Source organism: Phyllobacterium chamaecytisi (assembly GCF_020164455.1).
Lineage (GTDB): Bacteria > Pseudomonadota > Alphaproteobacteria > Rhizobiales > Rhizobiaceae > Phyllobacterium > Phyllobacterium chamaecytisi.
The window spans coordinates 1-24,604 of record NZ_JAIQWW010000037.1 but is presented as its reverse complement, the minus strand read 5'-3'; the positions used below and the strand labels follow the sequence as shown (position 1 = coordinate 24,604).

Annotated in this window: 19 protein-coding genes and 3 pseudogenes; 18 read left to right on the top strand and 4 right to left on the bottom strand. The window is 58.5% G+C overall.

Features of this window, described 5'->3' with window-relative positions:
* The 5 genes and pseudogenes from LB462_RS29985 to LB462_RS29965 all read left to right on the top strand — a co-directional run.
* The coding region (locus LB462_RS29985) for an FAD-binding oxidoreductase (RefSeq protein WP_370637351.1) at positions 1-1,417 on the top strand (1,417 nt) is incomplete at its 5' end.
* Positions 1,418-1,610: 193 nt separating this feature from the next.
* Positions 1,611-2,006: pseudogene (locus LB462_RS29980) on the top strand (transposase); the annotation flags it as partial.
* Positions 2,007-2,743: 737 nt separating this feature from the next.
* A complete protein-coding gene (locus LB462_RS29975; protein WP_224515622.1) occupies positions 2,744-3,718 on the top strand; it encodes a dienelactone hydrolase family protein in 975 nt (324 codons plus the stop codon).
* 320 nt (positions 3,719-4,038) lie between these two features.
* A pseudogene (locus LB462_RS29970) lies at positions 4,039-4,290 on the top strand (adenylate/guanylate cyclase domain-containing protein); the annotation flags it as partial.
* Positions 4,291-4,328: 38 nt separating this feature from the next.
* Positions 4,329-4,520: a hypothetical protein gene (locus LB462_RS29965; RefSeq protein WP_224515621.1), complete on the top strand. Its 192-nt coding sequence runs from the start codon at positions 4,329-4,331 to the stop codon at positions 4,518-4,520.
* A gap of 588 nt (positions 4,521-5,108) precedes the next feature.
* Here the strand turns inward: LB462_RS29965 and LB462_RS29960 are convergent.
* Positions 5,109-5,975, bottom strand: coding sequence for a sugar phosphate isomerase/epimerase family protein (locus LB462_RS29960; RefSeq protein WP_224515619.1), 867 nt, complete (start codon positions 5,973-5,975; stop codon positions 5,109-5,111).
* 171 nt (positions 5,976-6,146) lie between these two features.
* Here LB462_RS29960 and LB462_RS29955 point away from each other — a divergent pair, with 171 nt between their 5' ends.
* From LB462_RS29955 to LB462_RS29900, 12 genes are all read left to right on the top strand, one after another.
* Positions 6,147-7,100 (top strand): ABC transporter substrate-binding protein, encoded by a 954-nt coding sequence (locus LB462_RS29955; protein ID WP_224515617.1) that lies wholly within the window; start codon positions 6,147-6,149, stop codon positions 7,098-7,100.
* A gap of 1 nt (position 7,101) precedes the next feature.
* Complete coding sequence (locus LB462_RS29950) at positions 7,102-8,622, top strand: sugar ABC transporter ATP-binding protein (RefSeq protein WP_224515615.1); 1,521 nt, start codon at positions 7,102-7,104, stop codon at positions 8,620-8,622.
* A gap of 1 nt (position 8,623) precedes the next feature.
* The gene (locus LB462_RS29945) at positions 8,624-9,598 is read left to right on the top strand and encodes an ABC transporter permease (RefSeq protein ID WP_224515614.1); all 975 of its coding nucleotides are present in this window, start codon (positions 8,624-8,626) and stop codon (positions 9,596-9,598) included.
* Positions 9,599-9,665: 67 nt separating this feature from the next.
* On the top strand, positions 9,666-10,526 hold the full coding sequence (locus LB462_RS29940) for a fumarylacetoacetate hydrolase family protein (RefSeq protein WP_224515613.1): 861 nt from the start codon (positions 9,666-9,668) through the stop codon (positions 10,524-10,526).
* A gap of 30 nt (positions 10,527-10,556) precedes the next feature.
* Positions 10,557-11,528, top strand: a complete 972-nt coding sequence (locus LB462_RS29935) for a VOC family protein (protein WP_224515610.1) — start codon at positions 10,557-10,559, stop codon at positions 11,526-11,528.
* On the top strand, positions 11,525-11,848 hold the full coding sequence (locus LB462_RS29930; RefSeq protein WP_224515608.1) for an antibiotic biosynthesis monooxygenase: 324 nt from the start codon (positions 11,525-11,527) through the stop codon (positions 11,846-11,848). Before LB462_RS29935 ends, LB462_RS29930 begins: the two co-directional genes overlap by 4 nt.
* A gap of 76 nt (positions 11,849-11,924) precedes the next feature.
* Positions 11,925-12,605, top strand: a complete 681-nt coding sequence (locus LB462_RS29925) for a GntR family transcriptional regulator (protein ID WP_224515607.1) — start codon at positions 11,925-11,927, stop codon at positions 12,603-12,605.
* A gap of 98 nt (positions 12,606-12,703) precedes the next feature.
* Positions 12,704-14,266 (top strand): sugar ABC transporter ATP-binding protein, encoded by a 1,563-nt coding sequence (locus LB462_RS29920; protein WP_224515605.1) that lies wholly within the window; start codon positions 12,704-12,706, stop codon positions 14,264-14,266.
* Positions 14,256-15,248 carry an ABC transporter permease subunit gene (locus LB462_RS29915; protein WP_224515603.1) on the top strand — a complete coding sequence of 331 codons (993 nt, stop codon included), beginning with the start codon at positions 14,256-14,258 and terminating at the stop codon, positions 15,246-15,248. Before LB462_RS29920 ends, LB462_RS29915 begins: the two co-directional genes overlap by 11 nt.
* A gap of 50 nt (positions 15,249-15,298) precedes the next feature.
* Positions 15,299-16,216 (top strand): substrate-binding domain-containing protein, encoded by a 918-nt coding sequence (locus tag LB462_RS29910; RefSeq protein ID WP_224515602.1) that lies wholly within the window; start codon positions 15,299-15,301, stop codon positions 16,214-16,216.
* 57 nt (positions 16,217-16,273) lie between these two features.
* Positions 16,274-17,581: a histidinol dehydrogenase gene (hisD, locus tag LB462_RS29905; protein ID WP_224515600.1), complete on the top strand. Its 1,308-nt coding sequence runs from the start codon at positions 16,274-16,276 to the stop codon at positions 17,579-17,581.
* A complete protein-coding gene (locus LB462_RS29900) occupies positions 17,578-18,354 on the top strand; it encodes an SDR family NAD(P)-dependent oxidoreductase (protein ID WP_224515598.1) in 777 nt (258 codons plus the stop codon). Before hisD ends, LB462_RS29900 begins: the two co-directional genes overlap by 4 nt.
* Here the strand turns inward: LB462_RS29900 and LB462_RS29895 are convergent.
* The gene (locus LB462_RS29895; protein WP_224515596.1) at positions 18,326-18,970 is read right to left on the bottom strand and encodes a TetR/AcrR family transcriptional regulator; all 645 of its coding nucleotides are present in this window, start codon (positions 18,968-18,970) and stop codon (positions 18,326-18,328) included. The genes LB462_RS29900 and LB462_RS29895 overlap by 29 nt on opposite strands.
* 57 nt (positions 18,971-19,027) lie before the next feature.
* Here LB462_RS29895 and LB462_RS29890 point away from each other — a divergent pair.
* Positions 19,028-20,202 (top strand): annotated as a pseudogene (locus LB462_RS29890) (serine hydrolase domain-containing protein).
* A gap of 1,596 nt (positions 20,203-21,798) precedes the next feature.
* Here the strand turns inward: LB462_RS29890 and LB462_RS29885 are convergent.
* Both LB462_RS29885 and LB462_RS29880 read right to left on the bottom strand, forming a co-directional pair.
* Positions 21,799-22,068, bottom strand: a complete 270-nt coding sequence (locus tag LB462_RS29885) for a cyclase (RefSeq protein ID WP_224515595.1) — start codon at positions 22,066-22,068, stop codon at positions 21,799-21,801.
* A 166-nt stretch (positions 22,069-22,234) separates the two neighbouring features.
* Positions 22,235-24,019: an adenylate/guanylate cyclase domain-containing protein gene (locus tag LB462_RS29880; RefSeq protein ID WP_224515624.1), complete on the bottom strand. Its 1,785-nt coding sequence runs from the start codon at positions 24,017-24,019 to the stop codon at positions 22,235-22,237.
* Between the last annotated feature and the right edge of the window lie 585 nt (positions 24,020-24,604).

Sequence of the window (24,604 nt, the reverse complement as noted above, 5' to 3'; positions counted from 1 at the left end):
TCGACAGGGAGTGCTAGGTTGCCTGCAACAAGGAGGAACTGAAATGGCCCATGAAGAACTCCGCAGTGAATTGCGCGGCGACCTGCTTGAACCGGGAGATGCAGGCTATGACGACGCGCGCATTGTCTGGAATGGGATGATCGACAGGCGACCCGCCCTGATCGTCCGCTGCCGCAACGCTGCCGACGTGCTGGCCTCCGTCAATTACGCGCGGGTTCATGACCTTTCCATCGCGGTCCGAAGCGGCGGACACAATGTTGCCGGCTATGCCGTCTGCGAAGGCGGGTTGATGATCGACATGTGGCTCATGAATGCCGTTCGGATAGCACCTGGACTGGATAGGGCTTATGTTGAAGGCGGGGCGACATGGGCAGACGTTGACGCAGCAACGACACCGTTTGGCCGCGCCACGCCTGGGGGACTCATTTCGATGACAGGCGTGGCCGGACTCACACTATCGGGCGGCATCGGTTGGCTCAGAGGCACACACGGCCTCAGCTGCGACAACATCATTGCCGCCGACGTCGTCACTGCAGACGGCCGTTTAATCCACGCGAGCGACACCGAAAACCCAGACTTGCTATGGGCGCTGAAGGGCGGCGGCGGCAACTTTGGCATTGTAGTAAACTTCGAGTTCCGTCTGCATCCGATCGCCGACGAGATTATGTTCTGCGCTCCCGCCTATCCTGAAGAACGGGCGAATGAAATCCTGCCGCAATGGCGCGACTACATGGCCAAGGCTCCCGACGAGGTGAGCGGGCTGGCCGAATTCTCCACCATCCCCAGCGATCCAGCCTATCCCGAAGAGACTTGGGGAAAACGTGTCCTGGCACTCGCCACGGTCTATGATGGTCCAGCCGGCGATGGAGAGCTTATCATGCAGCCTTTGTGCAGCTTCGGAGAACCGCTGCTCGATTTCAGCGGCAGGATGCCTTACCGGGATCTGCAGACCCTCTATGACGGGTTGTTTCCCAAGGGTCGGGATCGCTGCTACTGGAAATCGACGTACCTTTCGAACCTACACGGCGATGTCATTGAAGAGATCACCACCCACCTGACGAAGCGTCCGTCGGAAATGACCTATGCTTCGATTTGGAAATTCGGTGGTGCGGTCCAGCGCGTTGCCACCGAGGCCACCGCCTTTGGCGACCGTTCTATGCCTTTCATGCTGAGCCTCGATGCGATCTGGTCCAGCCCAGGCGATGACGATGCCAATATCAGTTGGGTTAGCGATGTCTGGCAAAATATGCAGCGCCATTCCACGGGCCGAATGTATCTCAACTTCCCCGGACTTGGGGAGGGCGACAATCTCGTTCGGGATGCATACGGTGCGGAAACCTATGCACGGCTTCAGGAAGTCAAAAGGACTTACGATCCTCATAACCTGTTTCACATGAACCAAAATATTCGGCCGTAATGCGATCGCTCCACGGCCAATTGCGCCGATCCGGACCATTGTCTTCAAACTCGGGCTGATGACCGCGAAATTTTTCCGAGCCAACGGAGGCTGGCCGCCTTAGCACGCTGCCAGCAGACCGAACCCAATCTCAGAACGTGGCATTCATCCGTTTATCGGCCGCAATATGTCTTCAATTGAAGGCGTGCACGTGCGCAGGCTTCTGACCATTCCGGGCATTGGGCCGATAACAGCAACGGCCTTGGCTGCACTTGCCCCCGATCCGGCGACTTTTCAAAAGGGACGTGATTTCGCTGCCTGGGTCGGGCTGACACCGTTGCAACATTCCACCGGCGGAAAACAGAAGATCGGGAGAACATCCAAAATGGGCGAGCGAACATTACGGCGCTTGCTTATCATCGGCGCTAGCGCGGTCGTCCAGCAAGCTTCGGCCGGCAGGGGTGCTCCAAAAGGATCGTGGCTGGCACGCATGATCGCCCGCAAACCGCGTATGCTGGTGGTTGTCTCTCTTGCCAACAAGATGGCCCGCATTGTCTGGGCACTGATGGCAAAGGGCGAAGTTTATAAAGCTCCGGCCGGGACGGTATAGCGTTCACGCCAGAGGTCGTTGAAAGTGTAGAGCAGCTGAAGGATTGATATGGCGCAACAGTCGATGAGACGGGGTCGGTAAACCAGGAAAATGTCTATGCGTCTCGAACGCGAATTATAGATTTTGGATCCGATCAACGAACTCCCATATGGGCCGGCGGCATCTGAATGGCCGTATTAGAGGCCGAACAGAAGTCACGCTCGACTACACGCACGTCATTCCAAAAATTGTCTTGCATTTTACGGGGCGTCCACAGAAGACTTCTAAAGGGACCGTGGAGTTCAGGGAACGTTTGCGCCCAAGTTTCGGGGGCGAGTCAAGGTAAAGCGAATAGATGAAGTAATCCCGATGGTTGCGGCCTACGCCAGGGAACCGCTTATTTGTCATTTCGCGCAAGAATAAATTCTATTTCCACGATCCTATGTCTAATGGCATCGACCGCCTCTTGATTGTCAGTCGCATTTATGGCGAAAACATCGCTGTTTTCGATCACGGCTAGGTCATCTCGCAAATTCGACAGTTCTACGCGAAGTGCGCCAAAGTCGGTTCGTCCCTAGCCATGTTTTCCTCCCCATCCACAACTCGTCCAACGCACTATGGCAGCAAGGGTTCCTCCTCTTTCGGTGTGGCAAACAGGGCGGTTTCTTGGTTGGAGCGTCCATGTAGTGACAACACGTGTGCTGCGATCGATGCCAAAACGTGCTAAGTTCGCTGTTGTGAGCCGGAGGTGCTCTGTGATGGGACGTTTCGTTACAGCCGTCATCAGTTTATTCATTTTGGTAGCATTCGCTTTGAGCGGAGACGCCGGGAATGCCAGGCCAAAATTTCCGCCCGATGAGAGTTTGATTGTTCCGTCCCTTACTCTTACCGATGAGCAGTTTCTGAAGGGAAAAACCGCAGATGGGGTTTCCGTCACTCTGACGGGAGAGCTTAGATTTCCCAATTGGGATGAGGAACTACCTGCTGTCGTGATTCTGCACGGCAACTCTGGACCTGTGAGCAGCATCGGAGCCCGATGGTCCGCCTTACTCAACAAAATGGGGATTGCCACGTTCCGTCTCGACAGTTTCGGCGGACGCGGAGTGGTCAACCTTTCGATAGATCAGTCCCAGCTGAGCTTTGTCACGCGGTTTTACGATGTTTATCGCGCCGTCGATGTCCTCGCGGCTCACCCGCGCATCGATCCGTCACGTATTGCTGTATTGGGCTACTCAAGCGGAGGCACTTCGGCGCTCTACACCGGCCTGAGTCGCTTTCAAAAGCTCCATGGGCCGACCAAAACGCGCATTGCCGCACACGTTGCCTTTTATGGTGCGTGCAACATTCAATTCATCGATGAACTCGACGTTGCCGACGCACCAATCCGCGAATTCCACGGCTCGGCCGACAATCAGACCTTGGCTGCCCCCTGCCGTGACTACATTACGCGTCTTCATGCTGCGGGAAAGGATGCTGTCATGAACGAATATCCCGGCGCGCACCACGGATTTGACGCCCCTGATTCGGTGCCAAGTTCAATGTCACAGACATCTCGCAATTGTCAGCGCCGTGAAGAAGATGGGAAGATAGTCAACGTCGCTACGAATAAGCCGTTCACCTCCAATGATGCTTGCATGGAACTTGGTTCGACTGAGCGTTACGACAAAGCTGCAGCTGAAGCAGCGCAGGCAGCCGTGAAACAGTTGTTAACCGAAGTGTTCCGACTTAATTGATTCTCAATTTCACCGACTACGAAGCGGCCTGAGCTACTCGCCGGACGAGGCACGCGCCAGCCTTGCAAAGCTTCTCAAAGATAAACCGGGCTGGACCATCCAGAAGGATGGCGATATTTCCGACGACGAAGCAATCGCAATACGTTGAGCCACTCCTGCATATCTCGCCGATCTCGCCAAGGCGGGGTTGCCGGACCCACGCGAAGTAATGCCCTGTCGGCGATGTCGAGGTGGCATGCGTCCAAGCCCCTGAAGGCGGCAGTAATGGCTTCAACTTACAACCTGTTGTAGACTGCGAGACAATCCGCGAAAGACCGAGCATGGACCGTCACCTCGCAGCCGTCCTGATCGCCGATGTCGTCGGCTGTGGCCGTTTGAGCGAGATCGACGAGGAGGGTACGCGCGCCCGTTTCCAAACCGATCTCAAGGAAGTGTTTGAGCCTACCATCGCATCGCACCATGGTCGGCTGGTAAAAACCATGGGCGACGGAATTCTGGTCGAGTTCCACAGCGTGGTCGATGCGTTGCGCTGTGCCGTGGAGGTACAAGAGCAGAAGGCCGACCGGAATGCCGATTTGCGGACCTGACTTATCTTTCAAAGGTCAAGGCGTTGCGCGACAAGGTTCAAAACCGGCAGGATGAGGCCGATCCCACGCCTGCTCGCCTTCGCGACGATGCCCACGCCCAAGCATTCTGGGGCTTGGCGAAGCGTAATCTGAAAAGGCTGGTGTTATCGATGCTGAACTGGCCGCAGACATTGCGTAACGGATGGCAGCACGATGCAACGACCTACAGCGTCTAGTCGACGGCATGCGGTACTGGTGCACGGCATGCCCCCGACCCAATGGCACTCATATTGTAAGTGTGGTATGGATTGGTGACGGTACTTTTCGAGGCGAAGGCGAGCACACGTCGATCTCTGCGAGGTGTAAAAATCGTCCGATTGACCTCGATAGTTGGTGAAACCTAAAAATATTTTTTTGGGCGATTTTCCCTTTAAAATCAAGAGCGTAACTTTTTGACGGCCTCAGTGTCGGGATTTTCTCGTCGAGAGAAAATATTTGCAGGTGATTTCAATAAGTTACATGCTATTTAAACAATCGAGTGGTCTATGGAGTAGTAGAAACGGCGGCAAAGGGTGGCAAACGGATAAGTTTTTTCGGAATTCCGGTTCCGATAGCCGATGATAGGTAGCTATCGACCAGAAATGCACCCGACTGCGCTGCCAGTTCTTAACCAAAATGTTGAATCCAAGTAGATACTGGTGCCGAATCCCCTTGTGGCATGGGTGTTTTGGGCGGTTTATCTTACTGGAAATATCTTCGTGAAGCATTCTGCGCTTTTTTCCACGAACAGATTGAACCGGTCGAGGTCGACGCTCCGGCGAGAATCAGACTCGCAATACCTCGGGTGAAAGTTTCGCCCCTGCTGCCTCCAATACCCGACGCAGCGTGCTGCCGGCTCTCTCGCCTGAGGCCTCCGGCGTCATTTGATCCGCTTCGTCCGAGAAGACCTCTGGCCCGACATTGCGCAGGCCCTTCGCCAAGAGGATTTCAAGTATCTCTCGGACGGGAAGTTCGCCTTCACCGGCGAATTTTCGATAGCGGACCGTATCGTCGAAGAGGGATGTGCCGCGGACCTCTTTTGTCGCGTCAGAGACCTGCGATGAGGCGATGAAGCGGTCCGGTATCGCGCGCAGCAGATCGAGGTCGAGCTTGCCGCGCGGGAAATGCCAGGTGTCGATCAGGATGCCGGAATTGACGCGATCGGCGTCGCGGACAATGGCCCAGGCATCCTCGAGATTGGGGAGGCCCCAGAAGGGCATGAACTCGAGATCGACCCAGATGCCGGCCTGCCGCGCGCGGTCGCAGAGTGCGCCAAAACCATCGACCAGTCGGGCATGGGACACCGCACCGAGATCATAGCCCGCCACCGCCAGCATGTCGGTGAGGCCTAGATCCTCCGAGATGGCGAAACACTCGTCGGCGGAAACATCGAAACGTTCGCGGAGCGCGTCGTTGACCTCTTTGGGCACCCTGATCGGCGCCCAATCAGTCACGGTGTCAAGATGGCTGACGGTCAGGCCATGGTCGTCGGCCATCATCAGCATGTCCTTTGCCGACAGTCCGGATGCGCGTGTCTTGCGGTAAGTGATCGGATCGATCGCCAGATGCGTAAAGTGCCCCGCTTTTGCGGCGACGAGGTGCTCGCGAAAGCCGTAGACGCGGACCGAGGCCGGCCAAAACACGAAGTCCATAGTTTCCTCCCGGGATTGCCAGAGTGGTGTCTATCAAGAGCCACGGCGCGCCCAGTACTGTCAAGATAAATAGATTAAAAATAAAAAAATATATTTTTATGTTGAAAATTGCATCGCCCTGCCGTAAAGAGGTCGCCGGCGGATGGGAGCCGCCACACAGGGAGGGAGATCATGAAACGCTTCGCAATAGTCACCGCACTTCTGGCTTCTGTATCGAGCGGAAGCGCATTCGCAGCCGAAACGATCCCGCTGATCGTCAAGAACACGTCCAACTACTATTTCTCGATCGTTACCGCGGGCGCCCGAAAGGCTGCCAAGGAGCTCGGCATTGACATGCCCGTACTCGGCCCCACCTCGTTCAGCGACATCCAAGGACAGATCAGCATCCTCGAGAACGCCGTGTCCAACACGCCGACTGCGATCGTCATCTCGCCGCTCGAGTTTTGGGCGCTGGGCGGGCCAATCACCGATGCGGCCGGTTCCCTTCCCATCATTACGGTGGATTCTTCCGCCGACTCGTCCGCGGTGACGGCGATGGTGACTACCGACAATATAGAAGGCGGTCGGCAAGCCGCGGTCGCGCTTGCTGATGCGATCAGGAATGCCCATGGTGCCCCGGAGGGCAAGGTCGCCGGCATCCTGGGCTTTGCCGGCCAGTCCACGTTCGAGGAGCGCCTGAAGGGTTTCAAGGAGAAGCTCGCAAGCGATTATCCCAAGCTCGAACTGGTCAGCGAACGCATCGCCGACGGACAGGCGACCACCGCGGTCAACATCATGACCGATCTTCTGACCTCCACGCCGGATATCCGTGGCGTCTTCGCGCCGGATCTCATTATGGGCGCAGGAGCCGGCCAGGCGGTGCTGGAGAACAATGTCCAGGACAAAGTCAAGGTCGTGGCCTTCGATAGTGACGAAAAGCTGGTCGAGTTCCTCGCCAACGGCGCCATCGCGGCGCTCATCGTCCAGGATCCGTTCCGCATGGGCTATGAGGGCGTCAAGGCCGCCTATGCCGCCTCGAAGGGCGAGAAGGTCAATCCGCGGATCGACACGGGTGTAAATATCATCACCAAGGCCAATATGAGCGAACCGCGGTCCCAGGAACTTCTCAATCCGAAGATCAACTGAGATGACCATGCGGATCACGGCGCCAGCATCGGGAGGCGCCTCCGGCACGCCTCTTGTTAGGCTGGCGAATATCGACAAGCACTTTGGCGGCACCTATGCGCTCAGGAATGTCAGCCTCGCGCTCAAGGCGGGGGAGATCCACGCCGTCGTCGGTGAAAACGGTGCCGGCAAGTCGACCCTCATTAAGATCATGGTTGGTGCCTACGCCCGGTCGGCGGGGGAGCTTTTCTGGAAAGGATTGCCGCTCCGCGTCAGCGGGCCGAGGGACATGCTTGCCCTCGGCATCTACGCCGTGAACCAGGAGATGTTGCTCTGTCCCCATCTCACGGTGGCCGAGAACCTTTTTCTCGGCTGCGAGGCCGGGCGATACGGATTGCTGCGCGCCAGGGACATGGAGCGGCAGGCCCAGGCGATTCTCGATGATCTCGGCTTTTCGATCGATAGCCGCAACTTGCTCTTCGATCTGTCAATTGGCCAGCGGCAACTGGTCGCTATCGCACGCGCGGCGATCTATCAAAGCGAGCTCGTCATTTTCGACGAACCGACAGCCTATCTCAGCCGCAGCGAAGCCGATCTTCTCTTCACTCTGATCCGCCGTTTCCGAAAAGAGGGCCGGGCGATCGTCTATATTAGCCACCGGATGGAGGAGATCTTCGAGCTGGCGGATCGGGTATCCGTGCTGCGCGACGGACAATTGCTGTCCACCCGGCCCATCCAAGAGACGACGCCAAACGCGCTTATCGCCGAAATGGCGGCGAGGCCGATCGGCGATATCCACCACAAGGAAAGTGTCGCCATTGGTGAAACGCTGCTTGAGATCGAAGGTCTCAGTGGGCCCGGCTTCGACAACATCTCGATGACTGTCAAGGGTGGCGAAATCGTGGGACTTTTCGGTCTTGTAGGCTCCGGCCGATCGGAGTTCGTGCGTTCTGTCTTCGGACGGACAAGCGCGTCCGCGGGCACGATCCGGCGTGGCGGCAAATCGGTCAGGATCCGGCGCGAGAGCGATGCAATCGAGGCTGGTATGGCGCTCATTCCCGAGAGCCGCCGCTATGAGGGGCTCTGCCTCCAGCTTGACGTCGGCAGCAATATCAGCCTGGCGAACCTGCCGGCGCTCAGCCGGTTCGGCGTCATCGACACCGTCGAGGAACAGCGGCGCGCGCGACAATGGATGAGCCGTCTGAAGGTCGCGGCGAACTCGGAGGCAATGACCGTCGGCCGTCTTTCCGGCGGCAACCAGCAGAAGGTCGTGATCGCCAAATGGCTCGAGCATGGCGCCGATATCTTCATCTTCGACGAGCCGACGGTCGGCGTCGATGTCGCGGCGAAGGCCGAAATCTACAAGACGATCGCGCAACTGCTGCAGAAGGGCGCCGGCGTCATCATAATCTCATCCTATCTGCCCGAGGTCTACGACCTCGCCGATTCGCTGCATGTCTTCCGGGAAGGGCGGCAGGTCGCACAGTTTGCCCACAAGCAAGTCGGACATGACGTTATTCTTGCCAAAGCCATTGGAGCCTGACATGAGCCAAGTCGTTACCGCATCCGGGTTGGGCGACCGCATATCCAGCCTGAGGGTCAGCCTGCGCAAGCTGACGCTGTTCCTTCTGCTGGCCATTCTATGGCTGGCGCTGACCATGGCCACCGAGACCTTCTGGGGCGCTAGCAACATCACCAATCTTTTCCGCCAGACGGCGCTGATGTCGATCCTCGCCATCGGCCAGACGCTGGTAATCATCACGGCGGGCATCGATCTTTCAGTCGGTGCGATGGTCGGGCTTTCGAGCGTGCTCGTATCGCTGATGATGAAGGCGGGCATGCCCATTCCGGCGGCGGTGCTGCTGACGCTGAGCTTCGGTTTCCTGGTCGGGCTCTATCACGGAATAGCGATCCGGCGTTTCGGCATCCCGCCTTTCATCATCACGCTGGCATCGCTTTCGATTTTGACGGGGCTCGGATTGCTGATCACCGATGGCGCCACCATATCAGGATTGCCGAAGGAGTTTACGGGGTTCGCGCGCGGCGCCTTTCTTGGCGTCCCCAACCTGTTCTGGGTCGTGGTGCTGGTGGGCATCCCGATCTATGTGTTGCTGCGCCATACGCGCTGGGGGCGGTATATCTTCGCCGTCGGCAGCAGTCCCGAAGCGGCGCGGCTGAGCGGGGTCAATGTCGATCGGACCTTCTATCTGGTCTATGCGCTGTCTTCGACGCTCGCCGCCCTTGTTGGCGTCCTGACCGCGAGCCGCATTTCAATTGGCCTCGCCACGACCGGCATGGGCTGGGAGCTGCAATCCATCGCGGCCTCGGTCATAGGCGGCGCCTCGCTCTTTGGTGCGGTGGGCGGCGTCATTGGATCGCTGCTCGGCGCGATGTCGCTGACGACGATCGCCAATGGCGCCAACCTGCTTAACGTGAACCCTTATATTCAGCAGATGGTGACCGGCTTTCTGATCGTTTTCATTGTCTATTTCGATCAGTCGAGGCGGCGATCGCAATGAGATAAAATATTATTGACAATAAAATATATTTTACTAGGATGAGTCAGAAATTCGGAGGGTTGCGGACGTGCGTTTTGCAAAATTCAAACACAATGGAACTATCGGCCTCGGCGTCAAGACCGGTTCGGTCATCACGGGGTTCCTGTCCAACCAGGCCGGCTATCCGGGCGAGCTGGCGCAGTTCATCGGCCTCGGAGCAGAGGGCATGCAGACGCTGTCAAATGCGCTTGGGAAGGGGCGGAGCTTCGAGGAGGCGAGTGTCGAGTTTCTACCGCCGTTACCGCGTCCGGCCAAAATGGTCTGCGTCGGCCTCAACTACCGCGACCACACGGCCGAGAGCGGCTTCGTGCAGCCGACCTTTCCGACTTTCTTCGGGCGCTTCGCCAGTGGGCTCGTGGGTCATGGCGCGCCGATTGTCGAGCCGGCTGTGTCCGCGACACTCGATTTTGAGGGCGAACTCGCAGTCGTCATCGGAAAGCGTGGCCGCAGGATCACGCGGGATCAGGCGCTGAGCTTCATCGCCGGCTACTCTGTGTTCAACGATGGCTCAGTCCGGGAGTATCAGTTTAAAACCCCGCAATGGATGATCGGTAAAAACTTCGACAATACCGGAGCCTTCGGTCCATACTTCGTCACCGCCGATGAACTGCCGGCCGGTGCGCGCGGTCTCAAGATCGAGACGCGGCTCAATGGACAGGTGGTGCAGTCGTCCAATACCGATCTGCTGGTCTTCGATCTCGCCCAGACCATATCGCATCTGAGCGAAGCCATGACGCTCGAGCCCGGCGACGTTATCGTCAGTGGAACGCCCTCGGGTGTGGGCCATGCACGCGAGCCCCGGCTCTATATGAAGGATGGTGATGTTTGCGAGGTAGAGATCGAAGGCGTGGGGCTGCTTTCGAATCCGATTATCCGGGAAGCCGCCTGACACGGGCAAGGATTTGGGAGGAGGAAAACGATGACTGCGATCCGAACGAGGGCGGCAAGCAAGCCGGGAGAGGGCCATCTGGGCGTTCATTCGCTCAACCATTTCGTCATCAGCGTGCCCGATCTTCATGAGGCCGAGCGTTTTCACACGGCATTCGGGCTAGAGGTGGCCAATCGTAGTCAAGGCTATGCCGTCCGGACGGAAGGCTACGACACAGACTGGGGATATTTCGTCGAGGGCAGTCACAACAAGCAGCTCCAGCACCTATCCTTCGGCATCTTCGAGGCAGATCTCGAGCGGTTTAAGCGCCACGTCGAAGCCAATGGCTGCACCTTGCTGCAACCTCCGCCAGGCTTTCACTCCAACGGCCTCTGGTTTCGCGACCATGATGGAAACCTGTTGGAGCTGACGGTTTCGCGGAAGACGTCGCCGGATTTCAAGTCGCACGGCATCCACCAATCCTCTGCTCCCGGCAATGCCGGAGCGCCGCTTCGAAGCAAAGCGGCGCGGGTGCGGCCGACGAGGCTTGCCCATATCCTCGTCTTCACGCGCGATGTCATGAAGGCGGTCGACTTCTATACGCGCGTGCTTGGTCTCGGGCTTTCGGATCAGGTGAGCGGGGAAATCGCCTTCCTACATGGCAAGCACGGCAGCGACCACCATTTGATCGCCTTCGTCAAATCCGACGCACCGGGCCTGCATCACACGAGCTGGGACGTGCCGTCGCTCGACCAGGTGGGACTTGGTGCAATGCAGATGGCTGATCGCGGTTTCGAGAAGGGCTGGGGCATGGGCCGCCATGTGCTGGGCTCCAACTTCTTCCACTATGTCCGCGATCCCTGGGGCAGTTATGCCGAATACTCCTGCGACATCGACTATGTCCCCGCGGACGTTGCGTGGCAGGCACAAGACCACGACCCGGAAGATTCCTTCTACATCTGGGGACCAACCCCGCCGGACGACTTCACTATCAACTACGAAGCACGCGAGCCGCGCCGATGACACAAGACAGCAATCAGCTTGGTATTGTCGTCAAACTCGAAACCGAGAGCGGTCGGCGCGATGAAGTTCTCGACGCCCTCTGCAATCTCTTTGGGGAAACCTCCCGGCATGCGAACTTTCTCGAGGCCCGTGTGTTCAAGGGGCTCGAACCCGATGTCATCATGCTCGTAGAACTATGGGCTGAAACGGCGGAGAGTTTCAAGGTGAGGGCCTCGACCTCGGATTATTTCGCGGCATTTGAGGCCGAGGCTGGGCTCGCGATCCGTAGCCGGGAGGTCATTCTTATGGATGGCGATGCGGTTTGGAGTCGGATGCCTTGAACTGTTTCACAGATATTGCCAAACCTGCGGTTCAATACCGCAATGCTGAACACGTTATCCTGTCCGGGCGACCAAAATGCAAAACGCAGCGCTGAAAATCAAGAAGACGATCGCGAACGATGTCTACACGCGGCTGCGTAATCAGATTATCGCTTGTACGTTGCGGCCCGGGGCCAAAATCAATATCCAGGCGCTTTGCGCTGAAATGGACGTCAGCCTCGGAGCCGTTCGGGAGGCGCTCTCGAAACTTTCTGCTGAAGGTCTCGTCGATGCCTTTGAACAGCGCGGCTATGCCGTAGCAGAGGTTTCGATCGAAGACCTACGGGAACTCACTGCGGCGCGTATCAAAATCGAGCAGGAATGTATCTGCTCGGCGATCGACCATCGGACGCTCGACTGGGAGACGGAGATCGTCGCAGCCCTGCACAGGCTAAGTAATACGCCCTATATCCTCGAAGGAACAACGCTACTCGATCCGGCCTGGGCCAAAGCGCACCATGCCTTTCACGCGGCACTTGTGGCAGCCTGCGACAACAGATGGTTGTTGCGTATGCGAAGCCAACTCTACGATCAGAGCGAGCGCTACAGGCAGGTGTCCGTGCCGGTCGCCCGGGTCAAACGTGACGTGAAAACTGAACATGACGCCATCGCGACCGCCGTGCTGAAGCACGACAAGGATGAGGTTCGCGGGCTCATCACCGCGCATCTCGAAAAGACGACGTCAATCGTTATCGAAGCTCTGAAGGACATGACCTAGTTACTAGCCCAGGCGTCAAACGCGCAGCTGCAACTCATCGTGTGCATAAATAATCTATTATTCATGCATATATCTATTTACTAACCAAGGTTATCGCCATGGCCCTAGATGTGACTCCGCCGCCGTTACTCGGCCTTGATGCGATTTCCAAATCGTTCGGCAGTGTGAAGGTGCTTGATAGTGTTTCGTTCGAGCTCCGCCAAGGCGAACTCCACGCCCTGATGGGCGAAAACGGGGCTGGCAAGTCGACGCTGGTGCGGGTCATCGGCGGGATCTACCGCCCCGATGCGGGGGGGCGAATGACTATCAACGGCGTCGACCTGATGCTTGCCAATCCGAGGCAGGCTGCGGAAGCCGGAATCGCCATCATCCATCAGGAGCTGAACCTAGCGGAGAATATGACGGTGGCCGAGAATATCTTTCTCGGACATGAACCGCGGCACAGCATTTTTGCAGATCGTGCGGCCATGCGTACTAGGACGCACAAGGCGCTCGATGAACTCGGCGCCGATTTTGGTCCGGATGTGCGGGTCTCTTCGCTTGAACTCGCCCAGCGACAGATCGTGGAAATCGCGCGCGCGGTACAGTCCTCGGCCCGGATCGTAGTCATGGACGAGCCGACGACCGCTTTATCCAACCGGGAGGCCGACCGACTGTTTGCTATCATCGCCCGGATGCGCGCCCGTGGCGTCGGCATCATATATATCAGCCATCGGATGGATGAGGTCTATTCGCTGTCCGACAGGGTGACGGTGCTGCGTGATGGCCGTTTGGTCGGCACGCTCGCCAAAGGCGAGATCAACGCCGAGCGGCTGACGCGGATGATGGTCGGCCGCGATCTCTCGACCCTCTACAGAAAAAAGCGTCGATCGATCAATGGCGAGACGAAGCCGCTTTTGGAAGTGACGGGCATCGAGCGGCGCGGCGTGGTCGAACCAGCGTCCTTTTCGCTGCAACGCGGTGAAGTGCTTGGCATCGCCGGTCTGGCCGGATCGGGCCGCACCGAGCTTGCACGGCTGATCTGCGGTATTGACGCAAGAAGCGGCGGGCATGTGCGGGTAGATGGCAAGGACATTCCTGCCAACGATCTCGCTGCCGCTGGCCGCGCTGGCCTGGCGTACCTTACCGAGGATCGGCGGGCGCTCGGCCTCTTCATGAACATGCATGTTCGCGACAACTTGACCATCTCGATCTCGGGCTTTGACGCGTGCGGTGGCGTCTGGCGAAATGGCCGCAAGGCGCGTGTGCGAACTGACGTTGCTATACGCGACTTCTCCATCCGGACCAGCGGACAGTATCAGAAGATCGGGCGGCTTTCGGGCGGCAACCAGCAGAAGGTGCTGCTGGCGCGTTTGCTTCAGGGTGCGCCGAAGGTTCTTGTCCTCGACGAGCCCACGCGTGGCGTCGATATGGGCGCCAAAAGCCAAATCTACACGATCATCGACGACCTCGCTCAGCGTGGTGTCGGCATCATCGTCATCTCCTCGGAGTTGACGGAATTGATCGGCATTGCCGATCGCGTACTGGTGATGCGCGAAGGGGCACTCGCCGGCGAGATTGGAAATACGCAATCGGACGAGAGCCTGACCGAGGAGGGCATCATTGCCCTTGCGATGGGGACAGGCCAGACGGGCAGGGAGGCCACCAACAATGTCCACTGAACTAACGGCAGACACCGTCGTGCAGATCCCTCCGCGGCAGAACCGGTTCCGGGGAGGCGACATCCTCCAGGCTCTGGGGATGTTGCCTGTTCTCATCATCATCGCGATCGGTTTTCACCTCGCCAGTGGCCGTTTCCTGTCGGTAAGCAACCTCACGCTTGTCACCCAGCAGGCATCGATCAACATGGTTCTCGCCTGCGGCATGACGCTGGTCATCCTGACCGCCGGGATTGATCTGTCAGTCGGCTCTATATTGGCCGCTGCGGCAATGGTTTCGGTCGCTGTAAGCTTGGCGCCTGGCATGTCGGACTTCGCGCTTGCCGCCGGCCTGCTGGCCGGTATCGGCTGCGGTCTCCTCAATGGCGGGTTGATCGCCGCGCTGAAGCTACCACCCTTCATCGTGACACTCGGCACACTGACTGCGATCCGGGGCCTCGCGCGACTGATCGGCGGCGACAGAACTCTGACCAATACGGAATTGCCCTTCGCCTTCATCGGCAACGAGACCCTGTTCGGCATCAGCCTGCTCATCGTGATCGCTGTCGGCGCTGTACTTATCAGCTGGATCATACTGCGCTTCACCGTGCTCGGCATGCGGATCTATGCGATTGGCGGCAACGAGGCGGCAGCAGCACTTTTGGGCATACGTGTCTGGGTCATCGTGCTGTTTGTGTATGCGTATTCTGGCCTGATGGCAGGCCTTGGCGGCATCATGTCCGCGTCGCGGCTCTATTCGGCCAACGGCATCCAGCTGGGACAGGCCTACGAACTCGATGCAATCGCGGCCGTGATCCTGGGAGGCACGAGTTTCGTCGGTGGTGTCGGCTCGATCTGGGGAACGGTGGTAGGGGCGCTCATCATCGCGGTCTTATCCAACGGGCTCATCCTCACCGGCGTACCCGACATCTGGCAATACATCATCAAGGGCGCGGTCATCATCGGTGCCGTCGCGCTCGATCGCATTCGGGCGTCCCGGAAATAGGGCCGCATTCGAAAAAAGCCGGCAGTTCGGCACAACACTGGGAGGAATATATGAAACTGCATGCAATCACTGCCGCGGCACTGGTGGCTATTGCCACTCACGCCGCTGCCGCCGATCTCGACTCGGCGGGTATCATTTCAGGGCCGCTGGGCAATCCGTTCTATGTATCGCTTGCCGCCGGGGCGGAAGCGGGCATCAAGACGATCAATCCCAACGCCGACGTCACGGTCGCATCCTACGAGAACGATCTCAACAAGGAATTTGACCTGATCGACAATTTCATTGCTCAGGGCAAGAAACTGATCATTCTCGTTGCCGCCGATCCGGACGGATTGACGCCGGCTATCAAGCGGGCACAGGCGGCCGGCGTGGTTGTCGTCGGGATGGACGCGGCCGCCAATGCCGCGGATGCCAACATCGTGACCGACAATTTCCAGGGCGGGCACCTCGCTTGCCAATACATGGGCGAAAAGCTGGGTGGCCAAGGCAATGTCGTGCTGATCAATGGTCCTCAGGTGCAGGGCGTCATCGACCGCGTCAAGGGCTGCAAATCCGCACTCGAAAAATTTCCGAATATCAAGGTCTTGGCTGACCAGCAGGCGGACTCTTCGCGCGAGCAGGGCTTCGCCGTCATGCAGACCCTCATGCAGCAGAATGCCGACATCAACGGCGTCTTCGCCATCAGCGATCCGATGGCGATCGGCGCGGATCTGGCAGCGCGCCAGGCCAATGCGAAGGGCCTCACTATCGTCGGCTTCGATGGAAGCCCCGAAATCGTCGCCACGCTGAAGGCCGATACGATGGTGATGGCCTCGGCAAGCCAGGACCCCTACGGGCTTGGTTACAAAGCTGCGGAAATCGGCTTCGAGATACTCTCCGGCAAGAAACCGGCGGACGCTCGCATCAAGGCGCCTACCGGCCTGGTGAGCCGCGAAACCGTCGGCGATTACGCGGGCTGGAAAAACTGATCATCCCCGCCGGGCGGTGTCGCCGCCTGGCCTCAATCGGAACGAAAAGGACATATCATGATCCGGACATTGAAGTCGGGCAGGACCGGGCAGGAAAAGGCCGCCGATGCCCATCAGGTGAAGGCGACCGTCGAGGCGATCATCGCTGAGATCGAGGCGCGCGGGGACGCGGCCGTCGCCGAATTGTCTGAGAAGTTCGATAAATGGAAGCCGGCGACGTTTCGGCTAATGCAGGCGGAAATCGACGCCTGTTTTGCCGAACTGAGTGCCGGCGAGATTGAGGACATCAAGTTCGCCCAGGCTCAGGTGCGGCGTTTCGCCGAACATCAGCGCGCCAGCATCCGAGATCTTGAGGTTGAAACGCTTCCCGGTGTCATTCTCGGCCATCGCAACATCCCAATGAGCTCCGTGGGTTGCTACGTGCCGGGCGGCAAATATCCGCTGGTCGCCTCGGCGCATATGGGCATCATCACCGCGAAGGTCGCCGGCGTCAGCCGCGTCGTGGCCATGACGCCGCCGTTCGATGGCCGGCCGGCACCAGCGGTCATCGTTGCTATGGCACTTGCCGGTGCGGACGAGATCCATATCCTCGGTGGTGTCCAGGCAGTGGCGGCCATGGCGCTCGGTACAGAAACGATCGCGCCCGTCGACTTTATCGTCGGCCCGGGCAACGCCTATGTCGCTGAAGCCAAGCGGCAGCTTTTCGGCCGGGTCGGCATCGATCTGCTGGCCGGCCCCACGGAGACGTTGATCATCGCCGATGAGACGGTCGATGGCGAACTCTGCGCCACCGATCTCTTGGGGCAGGCCGAGCATGGGTCGAATTCGCCCGCCGTGCTGCTCACTAATTCCGAAAAGCTCGCGCGCGACACCATGGCAGAGATCGACCGGCTGCTCGATATACTTCCGACGGCCGTGCTGGCGCGGCGGTCATGGAAAGACTATGGGCAGGTCATCCTCTGCGACACCTTGGCGGAAATGGTTGCCGAGGCCGATCGTATCGCCTCCGAGCATGTGCAGGTCATGACGACCGATCCGGACCACTTTCTCCAACACTTGACGAATTACGGTGCGCTCTTCCTCGGCCCCCGCACCAATGTCGCCTATGGCGACAAGGTCATCGGTACCAACCACACGCTGCCGACGCTTGGTGCGGCCCGCTATACGGGCGGGTTGTGGGTCGGGAAATTCCTCAAGACCTGCACCTATCAAAAGGTCCTGACAGACGAAGCGTCGGCGCTGGTCGGCGAATATTGCTCGCGGCTCTGCGTGCTGGAAGGTTTCCTTGGTCATGCCGAACAGGCCAATGTCCGAGTTCGGCGCTATGGGGGACGCAATGTCGGCTACGCGCAGGCGGCCGAATGACAGCCGCCCTGGCGCTACCCTCGATGCCGTCTCTAGACCTGGACGGAAGGCGTGCGCTGGTGACCGGCGCAGGTCGCGGCATCGGTGTCGCATTGGCGGCGGCGCTGGTTGGGGCCGGCGCGGAGACCTGGCTCGCAGCTAGAACCGCTGGCGAGGTGGATGATGTTGCCGCCCGGCTTCGCGCGAAGGGTGGCAGCGCGCACGCCCTTCCGATGGATGTCACCGATTTAGACGGCTGCGAGCGCCTGCTGGAGGCGCTGCCGCCCTTCGACATCCTGGTCAACAATGCGGGCGCCAACAGGCCCAAGCCCATGACCGGAGTGACCGTAGACGACTACGACGCAGTCTTCGATCTCAATGTACGCGCGACCTATTTTATCTCTCGCCACGTTGCCGGGCGGATGATTGCGGAGGGCGTCCGGGGCTCGATTATCCATATCGGGTCGCAAATGGGTCATGTCGGGGCCGCGAACCGTACGCTCTACTGCGCCTCGAAGCACGCCGTCGAGGGTTTGAACAAGGCCATGGCCGTCGAACTGGCGCCGTATGGCATTCGGGTCAATACCATCGCGCCGACCTTCATTGATACCCCCATGACTCGGCCGTTTTTCGAGGATGAGGCATTTCGAAGCGCGATCATGTCCAAAATCAAGCTCGGCCGGCTCGGCAAAGCCGAAGATCTCATGGGCGCGGTCGTCTTTCTTGCCTCCGATGCGGCTGCGATGATGACAGGCGCCTCGCTGATCATCGATGGGGGCTGGACGGCGGAATAGCGTGGCGCCGCAACTGATCGATGGCAAGTGCGGCCACCGCCAGAAGTTCGGCCTCGCCGGCACCGTCGCGGGCCTGAACGGACATGCCCTGGATCATGGCGCCGACAAACCGGCCAAGCGCTTTGATGTCGGTCTCCGGCAAAAGCTGCCCATCCGCCACGCCTTTTGCCAGGCGATCGCGGACACGTTGCAGCGTCTGGCCGCGCAACGACGCGACATGGTCAGCGATGTCCTGGTTTTCCACCGCGCAGGTCAGTGTGGCGGTTGATATCATGCAGCCATGCGGCATGCCCGGGCGGGTAAATTCCCGGGCCGAACTTTCGAGGAAGAGACGAAAGGCTTCTATCACATCCGGGGCCTCGAAAGGCGAAGGCGCAACCATGGTGCCCAGTCCGTTTCCGTAAAACGCAAGGCTCTCGCGGTAGAGCTCGGCCTTGGAGCGGAATGCCGCGTAGAGGCTCTGCGGCGTAATTCCCAGCGCAGCCGTCAGGTCGGCGATCGACGTGCCTTCATAGCCCAGGCGCCAGAAGGTGAGCGTTGCCGCCTTCAACGCCTCGTCGCGATCGAAGGCGCGGGGGCGGCCACGGGGTTTTTTGGGTTCCAGTTTATTTATCATAATGTTCACTCTAGAAATATGGTTCGACTGGATATAAGGAGTGGTCATTGTGATTATATGAGGAGCGCAATGATGAGTCTTCTTAAATCCGAAAGCATTGATGGACTTTCGTCACGGCTGAACTGCGTTCTTGAGACCGCAATCGCGGAGTATCGGATCGTCGGCGGCGTGATACTGGTCATGCTGGATGGTGAACTCGTCTACGGACGCGCCGCCGGCCTTTCCGACCGGGAGGAGGGCAAGGCCATGGCCGAGGACGCAATTTTCCGTCTGGCGTCCATCACCAAGCCGATCGTTTCGACCGTCATCATGCGGCTCGTTGAACAGGGCATCCTAAATCTCGATGATACCGTCACGCGCTGGTTACCCGATTTCCAGCCGCGTCTACAGGATGGCACCACCCCAACAATTTCTATCCGCCAACTGCTGACCCACACCGCGGGTCTCAGCTATCGGTTCCTGGAGCAGCCGGGCCATGCCTATCACCAACTGGATATTTCGGATGGCCTTGATCAGCCAGGGTTGTCGGTCGAGGACAATCTTGCTCGTCTCGTCCAAGCGCCCCTGGCCTTTAGACCAGGAAGCAGCTGGCGCTATTCGCTATCAATCGACGTCCTCGGCGCGGTCGCCGAGGTGGCCACAGGAATGTCGCTTGGCGAGTTGGTTGAGCAGTTCGTCACTCTGCCCCTTTCTATGAAGGACACGGGCTTCGTGGTAGCCGATCACACAAGACTGGTGACGCCTTACGCTGATGGTGCCGCCGAGCCGGCTCGCATGACGGATGGCGTCCTGGTTCCGCTCTACGATGGACGATGCAGTTTTGCACCGAGCAGAGCTCTCGATCCCGCCTCATATCAATCCGGTGGGGCGGGAATGGTCGGAACCGCGACCGATATAGTGACTTTCCTTGAAACCATCAGGCTAGGTGGCGAGCCGATCTTGCGATCTTCGACAGTGGATTTGATGATGTCCGACCATGTGGGGCTCAGGCGGCAACCCAAGGTCCGGGCTGGGGATTCGGATTGGGCTGGTCCGTGCTGTCGGACGGTGAACAAGCTGCCAGCCCCCAAGCCGAAGGATCGATCCAGTGGGGTGGCGCTTACGGACATTACTGGTTTGTGGACAGGAAGAACGGGCTATCGTTGGTTCAGCTTACCAATACGGCCTTCGAAGGAATGTCCGGCGCTTTTCCGTGGCAGGTGCGCAACGCCGTCTACGGGCCGGCGACTTAGGTCGCGAGATGCTCGCCGATAATTCGACAGAATTGGGTTGGCGGCGTCTGCTCTCATTAATCCTGCACTTGGGCGAGCATAGTGCGCTGCGCCTGGCATGCCACGCACATCGGTTGGAAGTAGCGGCTCAATCCGAGCCCACTGCGCATCGGAAACCAGAAGAAATCAGCCATATCAATCCCTCATCAATGAGGCACTGAACTACGACCGGCCAAAAATGGTAACGCGGTTATTGGGTCCGGACCCTAGGGACAGCTATCGACGCCGTCGCGCTGACGTCTGATGGGATGGCTCCGATTTTTAAGCGTGATATGGCTTGATGACGGTACTTTTAGAAGCGAATTGGGGTGTGTCGCCGGACGCCGAGAGGTGTACAAATCGTCCGATTGATCCCGATAGTTACTGAAACCACAGAAAAATTTTGGCGCCGATTTTCCCTTTGAAATCAAAAGCGTAGCATTTTAACAGGCCCGGCGTCGGAGCTTTCTCGCTGCCGGAAAAAATTTGCAAGCAATTTCAATTGGTTATATGCTGTTTGAACAATAGAGTGGGTTCTGACGCCTGTTGCGGCGAACTTGAAGCGATCAAGGCCGGAACGGAAGATGCGAGCGTCGCGCAATTTCCCGCGAAGATGGGGAGCTCGGCATCGCGACCGTGGTCAAGGCTATCCATGGTGACCCGGTAGACGCCAACGTCGACACCGGGGCGGGGCTTGTCACGCCGGATAACGTCGAGGATTTCGAATAATCCCGAAGAGCCCGACGGATTTCCGGCGGGCTCCTCCCAACGCTCTTGGACTTAAGGATCGGCGATAGACTTGCTTGTTATTTTTGACATGAGATATCGGAATTCGGTCGCTGCCCGCGGTCCCATGTTCTCGCGGTCATTTGAACCAGATAGGGCTTGATGCTCTCCTTAGCTTTGGCGGCATCGGCGTCGCGGTCGAGGTGCCCTTATGTGGAGCGATGAGCTTGAGCTCATTATACTTCGATATTTCCTCCCGGATTACCGCCGCTTGTCTGGCAATCCGATCTGGGCGAGATCGGCAATTTCCATCGGTGTCGGCATAGTAGCTCAGGGTTACGCCAGCTAGCTTGGGTCATCGTCGGTGGAATTGCCTGAGCTTTGTCCACCATTTTTCGGGCTTCATCATCCCGGCCAACGCGTGCAAGACCGATCGCCCTGGTGAGTTGCGCCATCGGTGATGCAAAGGTCTGAATCTCAAAGATAGCGACCGATTCTGCTGGTTTGCCCGCGACCTGCACGGCCCATGCTTTGGAAAGGTTGAGATTGCTGTTTCTTGGCGGGTCCATCGAGAGTGCCTTGTCGAGATTTTCCGCAGCCCGCGAGGGTTTTGCCAGCCGTCGTGAGAACTTCGCTCAGATCGCCGAACATCCGTGCGTCATGCGGTGCTTTGGAGATTGGAAACCCCGCTTCCCGCAGTGTGCCTTTGAAATCGCCTTCCTGGCTCAGGACAATGCAACAAGCCGACTGCTTATACGCTGTTCTAACGGCGACAGGTTGTCATGTGCCATAGCTTCGCGCACGAGGCGACCCGCACGGGAAGTGTCCCGTGCAAAGACTTGCGCCGCTTCGTCAAACCTTTTGGGTAAACCAGACTGCCGGTGTCCCGACCACTCCCCCGCTTTGCATCGCCTTTGCCAAGTCTTCGAGCTTGATGAACGCCTGAGCTGCTTTGAGCGTCGCGAATTCGTGCGTCACTGTGACGTCGTTTGGGTTATCGGTGGCTTGGTAAACTGCCTCAGCCGTAACACCGTTTGCCTTCTGGACCGACGAAAAAGCATCATAGACCCCTCGCCAAGTCTTATAATCAGAGACCACATGCCTCACAAATACCGTCGTCATGTCCTCCTCCTTCGTTGCGTTTTCAATTGCCGTTTCGGCGCTAATCATTTTGTTTGGATCGGACGGCAAAGTCGAACGCCTGCTGCGGAATTGTCCGTGCAGCGCACGGCTTGGACTTGTGGACTATATCGCGCCCTTCTCAATAAGGCATCGGCCGCGGAGCGCATCAACCTGCCAGCCCCGCCTTGCGAAGGCCCTCTACGCGGCGCTGAAAGTCCTCCGGGTATTGGAACGGAAGGACGCGGCGGCGGCGTTCAATAGAAAATGCGGGATTCAGCTGGAGTGCCTGCTCCCAGGCCCGTCGGCTTTCCTCAGGTCGTCCGAGGTGGCCATAGCAGGACGCGAGCAGGGCGTGGGCAATATCCGACTGAGGGTTTCGTGCGAGCCGCTCCTTGAGCGCGGTAACCGCTTGCTCATAATCGGCGAGGGAAAAGTGCGCATCGGCGAGAAATTGGAACAGGACGTCCGGGTAGTGCGGGTCCAACAGCATCGAAGCATCAAGCGTCTCGAGCGCGCCTTTAGGGTCGCCGGAAAATATCTGGATATGGGCCATCAACATGAGGAGGTCGATTGAGTTTGGCGAAAGCGCAAGTCCTCGTTGCGCCTCTGCCCGAGCGCGGTCAAGGTCCCGGCTCCACATGCAAGCCATACCCAATGCGAAGTGACCGTTGGGTTGTTGCTCGTCCATCGCCACCGCTTGCTGTGCGAGCTCCAGCCCGGTCCGGAGTGAATTCTCAGGATCGGTGCTCCAGGCGTTGATGTAGTCAAGTACATGGGTGAAGGCGATGAGGGCGCGGGCCGCCGCATATGCCGGATCGATAGCGATGGCGGCCCCTGCCAAGTTGCGCGCCGCGATGTTTCCGGGTCGGGTGCAAGCCAGGCTCTGCTCCCGGCCACGCAACAGGAATTCGTACGCCTCGACGTTTACCGCGCGCTCGCGGGCCAGCTGGTCCCGTTCGCCAGCCGTGAGCTTGAGCTTGAGGGCAGACACGATTTCCTGCGTGAGCTCGTCCTGAACGGCGAAAATGTCGGTGAGGTCGCGATCGAAGCGGCTGGCCCAAACATGTCCGCCGCTACTCGAATCGATCAATTGCGCTGTAACACGAACCCTGTTGCCCGCCTTGCGAACGCTGCCTTCCAACAGATAGCGGACGCCGAGCGCCTTGGCCATGTCCGGGACGGAGACCACCGCCTTCTTGTATACGAATGATGAGTTGCGAGCGATCACGTGCAACTCAGACAGCTTAGAGAGGTCTGTAATGATGTCTTCGCTTATACCGTCAGAGAAATATTCCTGCTCTGCGTCGCCGCTCATGTTGTTGAACGCAAGCACGGCGATTGAGGGTTTGTCAGGAATGGACGGCAACGCCGCACGTCCTCCCGACGCGTGGGTCTCCGCTGATGCCGCAGACTTCGGCTGGGCGGCAAGGCCAACGTGCAGCGAATAAACGCGGACCGGGTCGGTGATATTCTTGAGCTGCACTGCACCGCGGTCGTCGATCACAAGATCGAGCCTTGCCTTGACCTGCCAATACGCCGGTTCGGAGAGACAGATACTGCCTGGCTCGCAAATCCCTTCAAGGCGCGCGGCAATATTGACGCCGTCACCCATCAGATCCCCGTCGCTCTCCTCCACAACGTCGCCAAGATGGATACCGATGCGGAATTCAATACGGCGTTCGGGCGGCAGGCCTGCATTGCGCTCGACCATAGCATTTTGCACTTCGATCGCGCAGCGTACGGCGTCCACGACACTGCGGAACTCGACGAGGCTCCCGTCGCCGGTGCGCTTGACCACGCGGCCATGATGCACGGCGATTGTCGGATCGATCAAATCGCTGCGCAGGGTTCGCAACCTTGCCAGGATGCGATCCTCGTCGGCACCGGCGAGCCGACTGTAGCCGACCACGTCGGAGACCAGAATCGCTGCTATTTTCCGCATCTCGCCCATGTAGCGCCAGTCTCCCTTGGTACAGACTAGCATAAAGTCCCCGCCAACGCTTCCCACGCTCGATTTGGTTGCTAAGGTAGCACTTTAACAAGCCATCGGCCGCGGACCGCTTTGGCCAGGAGCGGAATAAGGCTGAATACCGCTCCCTTCTTAGTAAGGCCGACTTCCGTCTCACGCGTGTCGCGCCGACCGATTCGGCGGTTAGCGTAATAGAAGAGGTTCAGACCAGAAGGATCTGTCGCAATCTGCCTTAAGATTTTGTGCCCAATCAACAACCACTCCAATCGGCCTTTCCAAACGCGCATGCCCCATTGGTCTCGCCAATTGAGGCGAATGGCTAATATGTTCTAGGTATGTGCTCCTAAAGTTGCGTAACGGCTCGACTGGAACCGCACTCGAAACTTCAAGTGGTTCCTTATAGCAGCTTTTGGATCCGAATCCGTCAGTCCAATCAAACTTGGGTCGAAGTCTGCTCCTGGCGCGATTGAAATAAGGGCTTTGGTTTGGCACTTTTAGTTGGGACGATTTACGGGTAGGTGCAGTGAAGCGCCTGCCTTGTCGGCCGCCGCTCTTAGGCGCCTGTCT